Origin of the sequence: Streptomyces sp. NPDC060064 (genome assembly GCF_042736455.1) — a bacterium.
GTDB lineage: Bacteria > Actinomycetota > Actinomycetes > Streptomycetales > Streptomycetaceae > Streptomyces.
The window spans coordinates 1-15,470 of the sequence record NZ_JBHWWF010000022.1 but is presented as its reverse complement, the minus strand read 5'-3'; the positions used below and the strand labels follow the sequence as shown (position 1 = coordinate 15,470).

The window sequence follows — 15,470 nt, the reverse complement described above, 5'->3', positions numbered from 1 at the left end:
CCCGCTATGCGCGCACCAGGGCCGTGTACTGGACGGCGAGGCCGTCGATGAGCGCCCGCAGCCCTGTCTCGAACGCGCCTTCGTCCACCTTCTGCTGTCGGTCGGCGAGCAGATGGGCCTGGCCGAGATGCGGATAGTCGGCCGGGTCGTACGCCGTCTCGTCGTCGACGAATCCGCGGGCGAAGGAGCCGAGCGCCGAGCCGGTGATGAAGTACCGCATCAGGGCGCCGATATGAGTCGCCTGGGCCGGGGGCCAGCCGGCGCGGACCATCGCGCCGAAGACGGCGTCGGCCACCCGCAGACCGGCCGGGCGGCGGCCGGGGCCGCGGGCGAGGACAGGGACCGTGTTGGGGTGGGCGGTCAGGGCGGCGCGGTAGGAGACGGCCCAGTCGTGGAGCGCGGTGCGCCAGTCGCGGCCGTCGCCCTCCTCGAACATCGACAGATCGACCTGGGCGCTGACCGCGTCGGCGACCGCTTCGAGGATCTCGTCCTTATTGCGGAAGTGGTTGTACAGGGAGGGCCCGCTGACGCCCAGCTCGGCGGCGAGCCGTCGGGTGGAGACGGCGTCCAGACCCTCCGCGTCCACGAGTGCGCTCGCCGTTTCGACGATGCGTTCTCTGCTGAGGAGGGGCTTGCGCGGTCGGGCCATGCGGCACATAGTAGGGCCTGCCAACAGGAAACTAGCAGTGATAGTTAAAAGTGGGGTGGTCGCATATGGACCTGGAGCTCAGCGAGGAGCAGGCAGCCGTCCGGCAGCTGGCCAAGGACTTCGTCGACCGTGAGATCACCCCGCATGTCGTCGTATGGGACCGCGCCGAGAACGTCGACAAGTCGATCGTGAAGAAGCTGGGCGCGCTGGGCTTCCTCGGGCTCACCATCGATGAGCGGTACGGCGGCTCCGGCGGTGACCACCTGGCGTACTGCCTGGTCACGGAGGAGCTCGGGCGAGGCGATTCCTCGGTGCGCGGCATCGTCTCCGTATCCCTCGGCCTGGTCACCAAGACGATCGCCGCCTGGGGAGACGAGTCGCAGAAGCGCGAGTGGCTGCCCCGGCTCACCGCCGGCGAGTCGATCGGCTGCTTCGGGCTCACCGAGCCGGACACCGGCTCCGACGCGGGAAATCTGACCACCAGGGCCGTGCGCGACGGCGACGACTATGTCATCAACGGCTCCAAGATGTTCATCACCAACGGCACCTGGGCCGATGTGGTGCTCCTCTTCGCCCGTACCAACGACACGCCCGGCCACAAGGGAGTCTCCGCCTTTCTGGTGCCGGCCGACACCCCCGGGCTGAGCCGTCGCACCATCCACGGAAAGCTCGGCCTGCGCGGCCAGGCCACCGCCGAGCTGGTTCTCGAGGACGTCCGTGTCCCCGCCGCCACCCTGCTCGGCCCCGAGGGCAAGGGCTTCTCCATCGCCATGTCCGCGCTCGCCAAGGGCCGGATGTCGGTCGCGGCGGGCTGCGTGGGCATCGCGCAGGCCGCCCTCGACGCGGCCGTCGGCTATGCGGGCGAGCGCGAGCAGTTCGGCAGGTCCATCGCCTCGTACCAGCTGGTCCAGGAGCTGATCAGCGACATCTCGGTGGACGTGGACGCGGCCCGGCTGCTGACCTGGCGGGTCGCCGACCTCGTCGACCGCGGCGAGGAGTTCGCCACCGCCGCGTCCCAGGCCAAGCTCTTCGCCTCCGAGGCCGCCGTGCGATGCGCCAACAACGCTCTGCAGGTCTTCGGCGGCTACGGGTACATCGACGAGTACCCGGTCGGCAAACTGCTGCGCGACGCCCGGGTGATGACCCTCTATGAAGGCACCAGTCAGATCCAGAAGCTGATCATCGGTCGCGCGCTCACCGGAGTCTCCGCGTTCTGAGCCGGCGGTTCCCCGGCCTCTGTGTTGTGGGCTTGTGGTTTCCGGGCTTCTGAGTACGCGGGTGAGTACGGGAGCGGATGCCGCACCGGCCACACCGGCCGATGCTGACCGGCATGAGTGAAACACCGGTCAAGCAGCAGAACACGGCGGCTTTCTACGGACAGGCCGTCGCCTCCTTCGCCGTCGCCCTGGCGGCAGTCGGCCTCGGCATCCTCTATCTCGACGCGGACGCCTGGGTACGCGGCTTCCTCGCCATCGCCGTCCTCTACCTCACGACTTCGGCGTTCACCCTGGCCAAGGTGATCAGGGACCGTCAGGAGGCCGGGCAGATCGTCAGCCGCGTCGACCAGGCACGGCTGGAGAAGATGCTCGCCGAGCACGACCCCTTCCAGAAGCTCTGACCAGAAGTCCTAAGCGCTTGCTCACCGGCGGGGTATGGTGTTCGTTCTGGTGAACGGAAGGGGCGAGTGGATGAGTACGGCGCAGGACACGGCCGACGAGGACATGCCGTGGGGCGAGGTTACGCCCGAGGCGGCCAGAAAGCTGCTCGTCGCCGCCGTCGAGGCCTTCGCCGAACGCGGCTACCACGCGACGACGACCCGGGACATCGCCGGCCGCGCCGGGATGAGCCCGGCCGCGCTCTACATCCACTACAAGACCAAGGAAGAGCTGCTCCACCGGATCAGCCGGATCGGGCACGACAAGGCGCTGGAGATCCTTTCGGCGGCGGCCGCCGGCGACGGCACACCGTCCGAGCGGCTCGCCGACGCAGTGCGCTCCTTCGTACGCTGGCACGCCGGGCGGCACGACACCGCGCACGTGGTGCAGTACGAAATCGACGCGCTCTCCGACGACCACCGCACCGAGATCGTGGAGCTGCGGCGCCGCAGCGACGCCGTCGTGCGGGGCATTCTGCGCGACGGCGTGGAGACGGGGGAGTTCGACGTCCCCGATGTGCCCGGCACCACGGTCGCCGTGCTGTCGCTCTGCATCGATGTGGCGCGCTGGTTCAACGTGCGGGGGAGCAGGACGCCCGACGAGGTCGGCGCGCTCTACGCCGACCTCGTCCTGCGTATGGTCGCCGCTCAGAAGTAGTTCAGCAGCGGCCTCGGCCGACGCTCAGAAGTAGTAGCGGGACACCGACTCGGCCACGCACACAGGCTTGTCGCCGCCCTCGCGCTCCACCGTGACGAGGGCGGTCACCTGCACACCGCCGCCCGCCTCCTCGACGTTCTGCAGGACCGCCGACGCGCGCAGCCGCGAGCCCACCGGCACGGGGGAGGGGAAACGGACCTTGTTGGCCCCGTAGTTGATGCCCATCTTCATGCCCTCGACCCGCAGGATCTGCGGTACGAAGGTCGGCAGCAGCGACAGTGTGAGATAGCCGTGCGCGATCGTCGTACCGAAGGGGCCGCTCGCGGCCCGCTCCGGGTCCACATGGATCCACTGGTGGTCCCCGGTGGCGTCGGCGAAGAGATCGATCCGCTTCTGCTCGATTTCCAGCCATTCGCTGTGCCCCAGCTGCTCGCCGACTCCGGCGCGCAGCTCATCGGCGGAGGTGAAGATCCTCGGCTCGGCCATGTCCCTGGTCCCTGCCTCTCAAGCGTTCACAAGCTTCTGTCTAAGCGCTTGCTCAGCATGGTTGCGCAGACGCACTCCTGTCAACGGACGACCGTGAACCCTCGACCAGTAGGGTTCGAGGAGTGCCACAGATTCCCGAGAAGATCCACGAGCTCACGGTCGGCCAGCTGTCCGCGCGCAGTGGCGCGGCCGTGTCCGCCCTGCACTTCTACGAGTCCAAGGGCCTGATCAGCAGCCGCAGGACCACCGGCAACCAGCGCCGCTACAGCAGGGACGCCCTGCGCCGCGTCGCATTCGTGCGCGCCGCGCAGCGCGTCGGTATTCCGCTTGCCACCATCCGGGACGCGCTCGCCGAGCTGCCCGAGGAGCGCACGCCCGACCGTGAGGACTGGGCGCGGCTGTCCGCGGCCTGGCGGACCGAACTCGACGAGCGCATCAAGCAGCTCGGCCGGCTCCGTGACCATCTCACCGACTGCATCGGCTGCGGCTGTCTCTCGCTGGAGACCTGTGTGCTGTCCAACCCGGACGACATCTCCGGCGAGCGGATGACCGGCTCGCGGCTGCTGCCGGAGCGCCGCCGGCCCGCGCAGGACTGCTGCTGACAATCGCCGGACGGGCTTGAAAATCAAGCCCGTCCGGCGATTGAGCACGGCCGAGGGACGGTGGGCCCGCACCCCCGTGACGGGCCCGCCTCTTCCCCTCGGCCGCGCAGGGCCGACCTACTCGTACTCCGTGCCGCCCTTGCGCGTCAGATACGCGGGGCTGACCGCCTTGGCGATCGCCCGGCCGCCCACCACCGGGCTGTAGCGCTCGGTGGCCGGACGGATCACGACCCCCTCGCGCAGATGCAGCTCGCGCCCGGACACGGTCTCCCGCCCGCTCGCCAGCTCCAGCACCTTCTCGATGTCGTACGGGCCCTCGTACAGCCGTGGCACGAGCGGCAGTTCACCCTCCAGCAGCTCGGCCGGGTCCAGCCAGCGGACCTGGCCGTCGATCTCCGCCGATACGTCGAAGACGGCGTAACCCAGTGCCTCGGAGCGTGCGTTGGCACCGTAGGCGAGGTCCTGCACCCCGGCGCCGTACACCTCGCCGAAGAGACCGATCCGGCTGGCCCCCAGCTTCTCGGCGAGGCGCGCCGCGACCGCGGGGGCGTCATGGCCGAGCACCGCGCGCCAGTACAGATTCCGCGGATCCTCTGTGAGCGCCAGGCCCTTGGAGCCGAAGCCCTTCGACGACACCTGGACCCTCCCGCCTTCGGCCGGCGGGACTTCCGTCCCACTTCGCTCGCCGTCCGCCACGCTGTACGTCAGGAGGCAGGCCGAGCCGTGCAGCTTCTCGGTCAGCACCACAGGCTCGCCCGGCTCGAATATCTCCGGGTAGCGCTGGATGTTCTCGATGTCGACCCACGGCAGCAGCTCCGGCGCCCGCTCCACCTCCCCGTCCATCGTGGGCGGGATGGGCGGCGACCACTTGGTGATCGAGAGCAGTTCCGCGAAGTCCGTGCCGTCGGCGGCCGCCTGCGCCAGATCGAGGTCCGCGAGCGCCCGCGGCCGGCACACGATGCCCTGCGACAGCTCGCCGCGCAGCCGCACCGCCTTGACCCGGTTGGACGCCCCGCCGGCAAGACGCCCGGTCAGTCCCAGTTCCTCGATCAACTCCGCGGGCAGCACGGCTTGTTCGGGGATGTACACGGCGGCGTCGCCACTGCGGTACGCGCCCTTGGCGACGACCGCGCGGTACAGACCCACCTGGGCCAGTTCGAGCGCATCGGCGTTCGGGTGCTCGTGGACGGTGAGCAGTTCTGCGGTGACTCGCAGCGTCGACATCGGCGCCTCCTCGGTTACGGATTGCGGTCACCACTCTGAGGGCTGCCGTCGGTGGGGGCCACCCAATATCGGCGACATCCGGGGCGGCGCACACCAGTTGGGCACCGGACGCGGCACGTCGGCCGTCCGGCGGGAAGAGGGGATGCGCCTGCCTCGTCCCCGGCACGGCGCTTTGGGGTGCACACGCACAGCGGCGGCGCCGGCCGCGACAGCCTCGGCCGCGGACTTGGCCCTCGCCCGGGGGCAGCGGCGCGGCGACGCCGTCACCGGCCGAACGGGGCCCGTTGGGACAGACCTGGATCACGCCCTCGATGGTGCCGGTCGCCACTGACAACGGCACCGTCCCCGGGCCGGCAACGCGGGGGCGCAACGCCGCCGTGGCGCCCCCGCGTTCCTCATGCCACCGACGCCAGTTCCCTGCGCCCGGCCCTCTTGGCCGCCGCCACGGCCTCGGACGTCAGAACGGGCTGCGGCACGACGATGCCGCAGCCCGCGCAGACCGGCCCGAACCACGGTTCATGGGCAAGGTCCTGTCGCCAAATGATGTTCGTTCCCTCGCACACCGGACAGGCCGCACCGGGATCGGTCTCCAGCGCGGATATCAGCCGGCGCAGCACCTCACCGAGCGGTGCCGCCGGATGGGCGGCCGGGATGTCGCAGCGCGCGACCCCGTTCCCGCCCCAGGTCCGGCGGTGCCAGTCGTCGATGAATCCGGGCCGCCGCAGCCCGTCGTGCTTCTCGCGCTTCCGACGGTCGGCGAAACTCTCCTCGTACGCGAGCCAGACGGCCCGCGCCTCCTCCAACTCCTCGAGCGCGGCCACCAGCCGCGCCGGATCGGGAGCCCTGTCCTCGGGCTCGATTCTGTGCTTCCCGCACAGATGATCCCAGGTCGCCCGGTGCCCATAAGGGGCAAACCGCTCCAGGCACTTGCGCAGTGAATAGCGCCGAAGCGCCAGATCACACCGTGGGTCGCGCACCTGTCTCGCGAGACTCCGGAAACCGGCCATCGCACTGCCACCTCCGTCGCTGGTACATCGGCGTCAAAGAGTGGACGTACGAGTACCCGATCCGGCTCCATCGAAAATTCGATGGCGGCCATCAGCGGGACGGCGCCTCGCCTTGTGGCGATTCGGAAAAGGTGACGCATGTTCACCTTACTCGCGAGTCGTACCGTCGGTAACCTCCGGCGCATCGGCCTCCCTGAGGAGCATCCATGCGACGACGCACCGGAAGACTCAGAACTGCCACCATTGCCGCGGTGTTCGCGCTCGCCGCGGGGCTGCCGGCCCCGCTGCCGCAGGCCGCGGCCGAAGCCGCGGCCCCCACCGCATCCGCCGACGGCGACCGCTGCCAGAGCCAGTGCGCCGACATCCTGCCGCCCGGCGAGAACGGCAACGCCACCCTCGCCGATATCCTCGCCCACCGCGTCTTCGGTACCCGCCCCGCCCACAGCTCCGACCAACTCGGCCGCTACGACTCCCTGGTGGGCGGCTACGGCGGACTCACCGATGCCAAGCTCACCGACTTCTTCAACGACTCCTCCTTCGGTGTCCCCGCAGGCCAGGCCGAGTCCGTCAGCACCCCCCGCCCCGACGTCACGATCACCCGCGACAAGAAGACCGGCGTCCCGCACATCAAGGGCACCACCCGCTACGGCACCGAGTTCGGCGCCGGATTCGCCGCCGGCCAGGACCGGCTGTGGATGATGGACCTCTTCCGGCACATCGGCCGCGGCGAACTCACCCCGTTCGCCGGCGTTGCGCTCGCCAACCAGGGCCTGGAGCAGCAGTTCTGGCCCTCCGCCCCGTACACCGAGGCCGACTACGAGGCGCAGATCGAGCGGATCCGCGCCACCGAGGGCGCCCGTGGCGAGCAGGCCATGGCCGACGCCCAGGCGTACGTCGACGGCATCAACGCCTACCGGGTGCAGTCCAAGAACGGACGGTACTTCCCCGGCGAGTACGTCCTGACCGGCCATATCGACTCGATCACCAACGTCGGTGAGATCCAGCCCTTCAAGCTCACCGACCTGATCTCCATCGCCTCGGTGGTCGGCGGCCAGTTCGGCGGCGGAGGCGGCGGCGAGGTGCAGGCAGCTCTCTCCCTGCTCGCCGCCCAGCAGAAGTACGGCCTGGTGGAAGGCACCAGGGTCTGGGAGTCCTTCCGGCAGCGCGAGGACCCCGAGGCCGTGCTCACCGTCCACGACGGCACCAGTTTCCCGTACGCCAACAAGCCCGCGAACCCGCGCGGTACCGCACTGCCCGACACCGGATCCGTCGTCCCCGAGCAGCTTGTCCATGACAGAACCGGCGCCGCGGGCACCGATGCCAAGTCCCCGCTGCGGGTCCCGAAGAGCCTCAGGCCGGCACAGGGCATGTACGACGACGGAGTCATCGCGCCCGGCTCGATCGGCGGTGGGCGCGGGATGTCCAACGCGCTCGTCGTCTCCGGCAGGAACACCGCGAGCGGCAACCCGATCGCCGTCTTCGGCCCGCAAACCGGCTATTTCGCGCCACAGCTGATGATGCTCCAGGAGCTCCAGGGCCCCGGCATCTCCGCTCGCGGGGTCTCCTTCGCCGGCGTCGGCATGTACGTCCAGATGGGCCGCGGCCAGGACTACGCCTGGTCCGCCACCTCCGCCGCCCAGGACATCACCGACACCTATGCGATCGAGCTGTGCGCACCGGGCGGCGGCACCCCGGGCAAGGATGCCGACCACTACCTCTACCGAGGCGTCTGCACTCCCATGGAGAAACTGGAGCGCCGCAACGCGTGGAAGCCGACGGTGGCCGACTCCACCGCCGCCGGCTCCTACCGGATGCAGGTCTGGCGCACCAAGTACGGCATGGTCACCCACCGCGCCACGGTGGGCGGCAAGCCCGTCGCGTACACCTCGCTGCGCACCACCTACCGCCACGAGGCCGACTCGATCATCGGCTTCCAGATGCTCAACGACCCGTCGTACGTGACGGACGCCAAGTCCTTCCAGCAGGCCGCCCACAACATCGACTACGCCTTCAACTGGTTCTATGCCGACTCGCGCGCCGCCGCCTATTTCAACAGCGGAATGAACCCGGTGCGGGCGGCCGACGTCGACCCGGCGCTGCCGGTCAAGGCGGAGCAGCCGTACGAGTGGCAGGGCTTCGACCCGGCGGTCAACACCGCCTCGTACACGCCCTTCGCCCAGCACCCCCAGTCCATCGGCCAGGACTACTACATCTCCTGGAACAACCGGCAGGCCAAGGGATACGCCACCGCGGCCTTCGGCTTCGGCGCCGTGCACCGTGGCGATCTGCTCGACGACCGGGTGGCGAAACTCGTCGCGGACGGCGCAGTGACCCGCGCCGCGCTCACCCGGGCGATGGCGGACGCGGCCGTCACCGATCTGCGCGGCGAGCAGCTGCTGCCCGAGCTGTTGAAGGTGCTGCGCTCCCGGCCCGTGACCGATCCCCAACTGGACGCGGCTGTCCAGAAGTTGGAGTCCTGGCGGGCGGCAGGCTCGCAGCGCAGGGAGACCGCGCCCGGCTCGCACAGCTACACCCATGCCGACGCGGTGCGCATCATGGACGCCTGGTGGGCGCTGCTGATCGAGGCCGAGTTCAAACCCGGGCTCGGCGACGGTCTCTACCAGGCTCTGGCCGGGAACCTCGCGATCGACGAGTCCCCGGCGGCCAGCCACGGCGCGACCGGCGCGCACAGCGGCTCCGCCTTCCAGAACGGCTGGTGGGCCTTCGCCGACAAGGATCTGCGTCAGGTACTGGGCGAGCCGGTCCAGGGCCCGCTGGCGAAGACGTACTGCGGCAACGGTGACCTCGCCGTCTGCCGTGACGCACTCCTCGCCACGCTGAAGCAGGCCACGGCCAAGCCCGCGACCGAGGTCTACCCCGGCGACGGCAGCTGCGGTGCGGGCAACCAGTGGTGCACGGACTCGATCATCCACCGTGCGCTGGGCGGCATCACCCACCCGGCGGTCAACTGGCAGAACCGGCCGACGTATCAGCAGGTCGTGGAGTTCCCATCACACCGGTGACCACGCATCGGTGACCGCATAGGTGACCGTTCAGCGGTGACCACTCATCGTGACGCTCACCGATGGCGGTCGGCCGGCGTCGACCGGGCGAGGCAACCACCGTGTGTCGCACGGGCGTTGAGGAGACTCAGCGCCCGATGCGGCCGGCGGCAACCACCACCCGCGCCAGCTCCTCATGGCAGATGTCGCTGTGCGCACCGGCCGGCGGCCCGCCGCGCCGCACCACCGACGCCGTGTCCACACTGACGCAGCCCGAGCCCGGAATCCCGTCGCGCAGCGCCTGCTCCAGCGTCAGCCGCGAGGTCTGCCCGACGGCCTGTATGCCGTCGTGTCCCATCGCCCACCACCGCTTGTCCAGCCCGACCGCGCTCGCGTCGTCCCCGGCCAGGCTCGACGCCAGCGGATAGATCACCCCGAGCGCGATGTCGTGCCGTGAATAGCAGGCGACCACAGGACCGTCGACCCGGTGCTCCATACTGCGCAGAGCCCCGCCGCTGTGCGTCGAGTGCGGCAGGCTCGGCGCGAACGCATAGTGCGAGAAGGCACCCTGAAGGAGCGTCAGCGATTTCACGTTCTGTACGCCGTCGGGCAGTCCGCGCAGCGCGAAGGAGACCAGCCGAGCCCCCTGGCTGTGTCCGACCAGATGGATGCGTACCTCGGGGGAGGACCGGGCCAGCTGCCCGAGCAGCGGGCCGAGGCCCAGCTCGCCGACCGTGCCGGCGCGCCGCTTCATCGCGTAGTACGTCGTCTGCCGCAGCAGCTCCTTCGCGCCCTTCCATGCCTTCTTCAGTCCGCCGCCGAGCGAGAAGGACTGAACGGCAGGCTTCTCCGTCACGGCGCCGGTCTCCTCCAGCGCCAGGGTGAACTTCCGGCACATCGTGAGCGCGTCCTCGTACAGCACAGCCGGCGGGCCCTGCTCCGCCTGCGGCAGATCGTCCGTGAAGCCGGACTCGAGACCGCCGGCCGGCACTTCGGCCAACTGCCGGGCCAGTACGCCGAACTCCGCGAACGCGGCCTCCGACTCGGGCTGCTCGTCGAGGAGCCGGGCCAGCCGTTCCACCGTCGCCCGGTGTCCGGGGAAGAGCTCGACCAGGGCGTCCTGCGTCGCCTTGTCGAGCCCTGGTTCCGTCGGCGGGCCGAAGACGGACGGACTGAAGTCGGGGACCGGCTCGTCCGTGAACTTCATCGACGGCCACACGACACCCGCGTATCCGAGCCGTACACCGGGAGAGGCCGCCAGCAGCCCCGGAAACGGCGCGAAGAAGGCCGAGTACAACTGGGCGGCAATGGATGGCGAGTTGTTCCAGCCGTGCGCGAACATCACCAGATCGGTGACATCCAGCTCCGCCAGCCGGTCGCGCTGCCGGGCATCGACATCGCCGTCCTTGTCGAAGGTGATGTCCCGGTACGGCTCCACACTCATATCCGGCATGACCGGCCCTCCCCGTTTTTGTCACCTGATGACACAGCATCCTGCGGGAAGGGAGGGACGGCCATACCCGCTACATATGTCGGCCGCGGTCGGTCGAAGACGGTCAGGGTCGGTCGGAGCCGGTCGTACGGTGGGGCCGGCCCCGTCAGTACCGCAGATACCTCTTCCGTACCGCCCGGAACGCGGCCAGCTCGCCCCGCCACGCCCCGACCACCTCGTCCGTCCCGGCGCCCGCGTCGATCATCGTGCGTACCTTCGCCGAGCCCGTCAGTTTGTCGATCCAGTTGTCCGGGCGCCAGGCGAAACCGCTCCAGGTCCGCTTGGCCGTCACCAGCAGCGCGATCCCTGTGCGGACCGGGTCGTACGACTTCCGGTCGTGGACGTGGAGTTGGACCCCGCCGATCGTTTTGCCCTGGAACTTGGAGAACGTCGGAGCGAAGTACGCCTCGCGGAAGCGGACGCCGGGCAGCCCCAGCGCGTTCGCGGCCTCCGCCCACTTGCGGTCGATGCCCTCCGCGCCCAGCAGCTCGAACGGCCGTGTCGTCCCGCGCCCCTCCGACAGATTCGTGCCCTCGAAGAGACAGGTCCCCGAGTAGACGAGCGCGGTGTCCGGCGTCGGCATATTGGGGCTCGGCGGCACCCACGGCAGGCCCGTCCCGTCGAAGAAGTCCGAGCGCCGCCAGCCCGACATCCGTACCGTCTCCAGCTCCACCGGCTTTGCCAGGAACTCACCGTTGAACAGCCCCGCCAGCTCGGTCACGGTCATGCCGTGGGCCTGCGAGATCGGCTCGCGGCCCACGAAGGTCGCGAAGGCCTTGTCGAGCACGGGACCGAGGGCGGCCCGGCCCGTCACCGGGTTCGGCCGGTCGAGCACCACGAAGCGCTTGCCCGCCAGCGCCGCCGCCTGCATGCAGTCGTAGAGCGTCCAGATGTACGTGTAGAAACGGGCGCCGGCGTCCTGGATGTCGAAGACCAGCGTCTGCGCGCCCGATGTGGTGAAGATGTCGGCGAGCGGCTGCCCGCTCTTGCCGAATGTGTCGTAGACGGGCAGCCCGGTCGCCGGGTCGTCGTAGCGGCCCTCGGAACCGCCCGCCTGCGCCGTACCGCGGAAGCCGTGCTCGGGACCGAAGACGGCGACGATGTTCACCCGTTCGTCGGCGTGCATGACATCCACGATGTGGCGCACGTCCTCGGTGATCCCGGTGGGGTTGGTGACCACCCCGACCCGCTGTCCGGACAGCTGCGCGTAACCGTCGGCGGCCAGCCGGTCGAATCCGGTACGGACCCGGCTGCCGTGGCCGGACCGCGCGACCGACGCACCGGACTGCTCGACGGTCGCTCCGGACTGCGCCTCGGCACAACCGGATGTCGCCGCCAGCGCGCCCACCGCGCCGCCCGCAGCCAGCAAGCCTCGTCTGGACAGGCTCATCGCGCCACCTCCGTGACCGCCGTCTGTCATGGCCACGCACGCTAGCGCGCGCACCGGCCGCGGGGAACGACCCCGGCTCCAGGTTCGCGCATCGGGCCTTTCCCGTCCTGTGGCCACGCCCTTGTGCCCGGCCCCTTCCCTCGTTACATACCGACTGGTTAGTCTGTTGTCGTAGTCGGCACGCAGAGAGGCGGAGCTTGATGGGTACGGTGCAGGGCGCTGGAGTTGTGGTCACAGGCGCGGGCGGCGGCATTGGCGCGGCACTCGCCCGCCGGTTCGCGGCGGAGGGCGCCCGCGTCGTGGTCAACGACCTCGATGCCACAAGGACCAAGGCGATCGCCGACGAGATCGGCGCGACCGCGGTACCCGGCGACGCCTCCGAGATCGTGGAAGCGGCCCGCGACGCGCTGGACGGCACCGTGGACGTGTACTGCGCCAACGCCGGCCTCGCGTCGCCCGGCGACGCCTTCGCCGACGAAGAGGTCTGGGCGGCTGCCTGGGACGTCAATCTCATGGCGCATGTCCGCGCGGCCCGCATCCTGCTGCCCGACTGGCTGGAGCGCGGCAGCGGCCGCTTCGTCTCCACCGTCTCCGCCGCCGGGCTGCTCACCATGGTCGGCGCGGCCCCGTACAGCGTCACGAAGCACGGCGCGTACGCCTTCGCCGAGTGGCTCTCGCTCACCTACCGCCACCGCGGCATCAAGGTCCATGCGATCTGCCCCCAGGGCGTGCGTACGGACATGCTGACGGCGGCCGGGTCGGCGGGCGAGCTCGTCCTCGCGCCGACCGCGATCGAGCCCGAGGACGTCGCCGACGCGCTCTTCGAGGGCATGGAGGCCGACCGCTTCCTGATCCTGCCGCACCCCGAGGTCGCCGAGTACTACCAGGCCCGCGCCGCCACGCCCGAACGCTGGCTCAACGGTATGAACCACATCCAGCAGAAGTGGGAAGGGGCGGCGCGGTGACCTCGATCTACGCCGCCAAGCCGTGGCTCTCCCAGCTCACTGACGCCCAGCGCGCCGACATCACCCCGCCGGCGACCGTCGTGCACTCCTTCCGTGCCGCCGTCGACCGGGCCCCCGAGCACACCGCCCTCGCCTACTTCGACGGACGCCTCAGCTACCGCGAGACCGACGCGCTCTCCGACTCCGTCGCGGGCCATCTCGCCGAGCGCGGCATCCAGCGCGGCGACCGCGTCGCGATCATGCTGCAGAACACGCCGCACTTCGTGATCGCGCTGCTGGGCGCATGGAAGGCCGGCGCCACCGTCGTCCCGCTCAACCCGATGTACAAGTCGGCCGAGGTGTCGCACGTACTGAGCGACGCCGAGGTCACCGCGCTGATCTGCTCGGACCGCGCCTGGGAGACGTATCTGCGCGAGAGCGCCGCCGCCTCGTCCGTACGTATCGCGCTCACCGCCTGCGAACTCGATCTGCAGACCAGGAACGACGCCCGCGTCCTCGGCTTCGAGCGGCTGCCGCAGGCGGACGACGCCCACGACCTGGTGGGCGTGGCCCGCGCCGGGCACACTGCCCCGGTGGACCGTGAACTCGCCGCCGCCGACGTGGCGTTGATCAGCTACACCTCGGGCACCAGTGGCACCCCCAAGGGCGCCATGAACCTCCACGGGGGCATCACCCACAACGCCGAGCGCCAGCGCACCGGTCACCCCCTGCCCGAGGGCTCCTGTTACTTCGCGCTCGCGCCCCTGTTCCACATCACCGGCATGGTCTGCGAGCTCGCCGCCTGTATCGCCAACGCCGGAACCCTGGCTCTCGCCTATCGCTTCGAGGCGGGCGTCGTCCTCGACGCCTTCGCCGAGCACCGGCCCGCCTACACCGTCGGCCCCTCCACGGCCTTCATGGCGCTCGCCGCGCAACCCACTGCCACCCGCGAGCACTTCGACTCCTTCCAGGTGATCTCCTCGGGCGGGGCCCCGGTACCGCCCGCGCTGATCGAGAAGTTCCGCGCCGGCTTCGGCCCGTACATCCGCAACGGCTACGGCCTCACCGAGTGCACCGCACCCTGCGCCTCCGTGCCGCCGGAGAAGGAGGCCCCGGTCGACCCGGCCTCCGGCACTCTCTCCGTCGGCCTGCCGGGACCGGACACCATCGTGCGGATCATCGACGAGAAGGGCCAGGAGGTGCCCTTCGGCGAGCAGGGCGAGATCGCGGTCAGCGGCCCCCAGGTCGTGCCCGGCTACTGGAGGCTGCCGGAGGCCACCGCCGAGACGTTCCCGGACGGCGAGCTGCGCACCGGAGACATCGGCTTCATGGACGCGGACGGCTGGCTCTATGTCGTCGACCGCAAGAAGGACATGATCAACGCCTCCGGCTTCAAGGTCTGGCCGCGTGAGGTCGAGGACGTCCTCTACACCCACCCGGCGGTGCGCGAGGCGGCCGTGATCGGCGTCCCCGACGACTACCGTGGGGAAACGGTCAAGGCTTACATCAGCCTGCGCCCGGGGGCCAGTGCGGAAACGGCCGAGCTCTCCGCCTACTGCGCGGAGCGGCTGGCCGCGTACAAGTACCCGCGCGTGGTTGAGATCCTGCCGGAGCTGCCGAAAACGACAAGTGGGAAGATCCTCCGGCGGGAACTGCGTTTCCCCAGGTAAGTTACTCAGTGGTACCGAGTGAGAGGCGGGTGGCGGCAATGGCCAGGACGACGGACGGGGACGGCACCCCTGTCCCGCAGAGGCTGCTTGCTGCCGCCACCCGACTCTTCGCCGAACGCGGCTACGACCGCACCTCCGTGCAGGAGATCGTCGAGGCGGCCGGCGTCACCAAGGGCGCGCTCTACCACTACTTCGGCTCCAAGGAAGACCTGCTCCAGGAGGTCTATGCGCGGGTGCTCCGGATCCAGCAGGAGCGGCTCGACGCCTTCGCGGACGCCGACGAGCCGGTGGAGCAGCGGCTGCGCGGTGCCGCGGCCGATGTGGTCGTGACGACGATCGACAACCTCGACGACGCGGCGATCTTCTTCCGGTCCATGCACCATCTGAGCCCGGAGAAGCACAAGCAGGTGCGCGCCGAGCGCCGCCGCTACCACGAGCGGTTCCGCGCGCTGGTCGAGGAGGGTCAGCAGAGCGGGGTGTTCTCCTCGGCCACCCCCGCCGACCTGGTGGTGGACTACCACTTCGGCTCGGTCCACCATCTGTCCACCTGGTACAGCCCGGACGGTCCGCTCACTCCGCAGCAGGTCGCCGACCACCTCGCGGACATGCTGCTGCGCGCGCTGCGCCCGTAGCCGAAACCCGGGGCTCCGCCCCGGACCCGCGCCTCAATCGCCGGCGGGGCTCCTCTGGAG

At 70.0% G+C, this 15,470-nt stretch carries 14 protein-coding genes; 8 read left to right on the top strand and 6 right to left on the bottom strand.

Annotated features, from left to right (window positions below):
• Positions 1-4: 4 nt before the first annotated feature.
• Positions 5-649, bottom strand: coding sequence for a TetR/AcrR family transcriptional regulator (locus tag ACFWDI_RS24870; protein ID WP_385306948.1), 645 nt, complete (start codon positions 647-649; stop codon positions 5-7).
• 65 nt (positions 650-714) lie between these two features.
• Between ACFWDI_RS24870 and ACFWDI_RS24865 the strand changes: the two genes are divergently transcribed.
• The 3 genes from ACFWDI_RS24865 (at position 715) to ACFWDI_RS24855 (ending at position 2,961) form a co-directional block, all read left to right on the top strand.
• Positions 715-1,866 carry an acyl-CoA dehydrogenase family protein gene (locus ACFWDI_RS24865; RefSeq protein WP_385306947.1) on the top strand — a complete coding sequence of 384 codons (1,152 nt, stop codon included), beginning with the start codon at positions 715-717 and terminating at the stop codon, positions 1,864-1,866.
• Between the two features lie 113 nt (positions 1,867-1,979).
• Entirely contained in the window at positions 1,980-2,267 is a 288-nt protein-coding gene (locus ACFWDI_RS24860; protein WP_327322503.1) for a YiaA/YiaB family inner membrane protein, read from the top strand.
• Positions 2,268-2,337: 70 nt separating this feature from the next.
• Positions 2,338-2,961, top strand: a complete 624-nt coding sequence (locus tag ACFWDI_RS24855) for a TetR/AcrR family transcriptional regulator (protein ID WP_385306945.1) — start codon at positions 2,338-2,340, stop codon at positions 2,959-2,961.
• A 24-nt stretch (positions 2,962-2,985) separates the two neighbouring features.
• Here the strand turns inward: ACFWDI_RS24855 and ACFWDI_RS24850 are convergent, their stop codons facing one another.
• The gene (locus ACFWDI_RS24850; protein WP_385306943.1) at positions 2,986-3,447 is read right to left on the bottom strand and encodes a MaoC family dehydratase; all 462 of its coding nucleotides are present in this window, start codon (positions 3,445-3,447) and stop codon (positions 2,986-2,988) included.
• 122 nt (positions 3,448-3,569) lie between these two features.
• Here ACFWDI_RS24850 and soxR point away from each other — a divergent pair, with 122 nt between their 5' ends.
• The gene (gene soxR / locus ACFWDI_RS24845) at positions 3,570-4,049 is read left to right on the top strand and encodes a redox-sensitive transcriptional activator SoxR (RefSeq protein ID WP_385306941.1); all 480 of its coding nucleotides are present in this window, start codon (positions 3,570-3,572) and stop codon (positions 4,047-4,049) included.
• A gap of 117 nt (positions 4,050-4,166) precedes the next feature.
• On the opposite strand, the gene ACFWDI_RS24840 is transcribed toward soxR, so the two are convergent.
• Positions 4,167-5,273, bottom strand: coding sequence for an RNA ligase (ATP) (locus ACFWDI_RS24840; RefSeq protein ID WP_385306939.1), 1,107 nt, complete (start codon positions 5,271-5,273; stop codon positions 4,167-4,169).
• Between the two features lie 395 nt (positions 5,274-5,668).
• On the bottom strand, positions 5,669-6,280 hold the full coding sequence (locus ACFWDI_RS24835; RefSeq protein WP_385306938.1) for a hypothetical protein: 612 nt from the start codon (positions 6,278-6,280) through the stop codon (positions 5,669-5,671).
• A gap of 206 nt (positions 6,281-6,486) precedes the next feature.
• On the opposite strand from ACFWDI_RS24835, the gene ACFWDI_RS24830 reads away from it, so the two are divergent.
• Entirely contained in the window at positions 6,487-9,303 is a 2,817-nt protein-coding gene (locus ACFWDI_RS24830; protein ID WP_385306937.1) for a penicillin acylase family protein, read from the top strand.
• Between the two features lie 127 nt (positions 9,304-9,430).
• On the opposite strand, the gene ACFWDI_RS24825 is transcribed toward ACFWDI_RS24830, so the two are convergent.
• Together ACFWDI_RS24825 and ACFWDI_RS24820 are read right to left on the bottom strand one after the other, a co-directional pair.
• Positions 9,431-10,735, bottom strand: coding sequence for a serine-threonine protein kinase (locus ACFWDI_RS24825; RefSeq protein WP_385306935.1), 1,305 nt, complete (start codon positions 10,733-10,735; stop codon positions 9,431-9,433).
• Positions 10,736-10,880: 145 nt separating this feature from the next.
• Entirely contained in the window at positions 10,881-12,164 is a 1,284-nt protein-coding gene (locus tag ACFWDI_RS24820) for an exo-beta-N-acetylmuramidase NamZ domain-containing protein (protein ID WP_385306934.1), read from the bottom strand.
• Between the two features lie 200 nt (positions 12,165-12,364).
• Between ACFWDI_RS24820 and ACFWDI_RS24815 the strand changes: the two genes are divergently transcribed.
• The 3 genes from ACFWDI_RS24815 to ACFWDI_RS24805 are packed head-to-tail and all read left to right on the top strand — an operon-like array spanning position 12,365 to position 15,410.
• A complete protein-coding gene (locus tag ACFWDI_RS24815; protein WP_385306932.1) occupies positions 12,365-13,129 on the top strand; it encodes an SDR family oxidoreductase in 765 nt (254 codons plus the stop codon).
• On the top strand, positions 13,126-14,778 hold the full coding sequence (locus ACFWDI_RS24810) for an AMP-binding protein (RefSeq protein ID WP_385306930.1): 1,653 nt from the start codon (positions 13,126-13,128) through the stop codon (positions 14,776-14,778). Before ACFWDI_RS24815 ends, ACFWDI_RS24810 begins: the two co-directional genes overlap by 4 nt.
• Before the next feature lie 38 nt (positions 14,779-14,816).
• Positions 14,817-15,410, top strand: coding sequence for a TetR/AcrR family transcriptional regulator (locus ACFWDI_RS24805; RefSeq protein WP_385306929.1), 594 nt, complete (start codon positions 14,817-14,819; stop codon positions 15,408-15,410).
• The last annotated feature ends 60 nt before the right edge of the window (positions 15,411-15,470 follow it).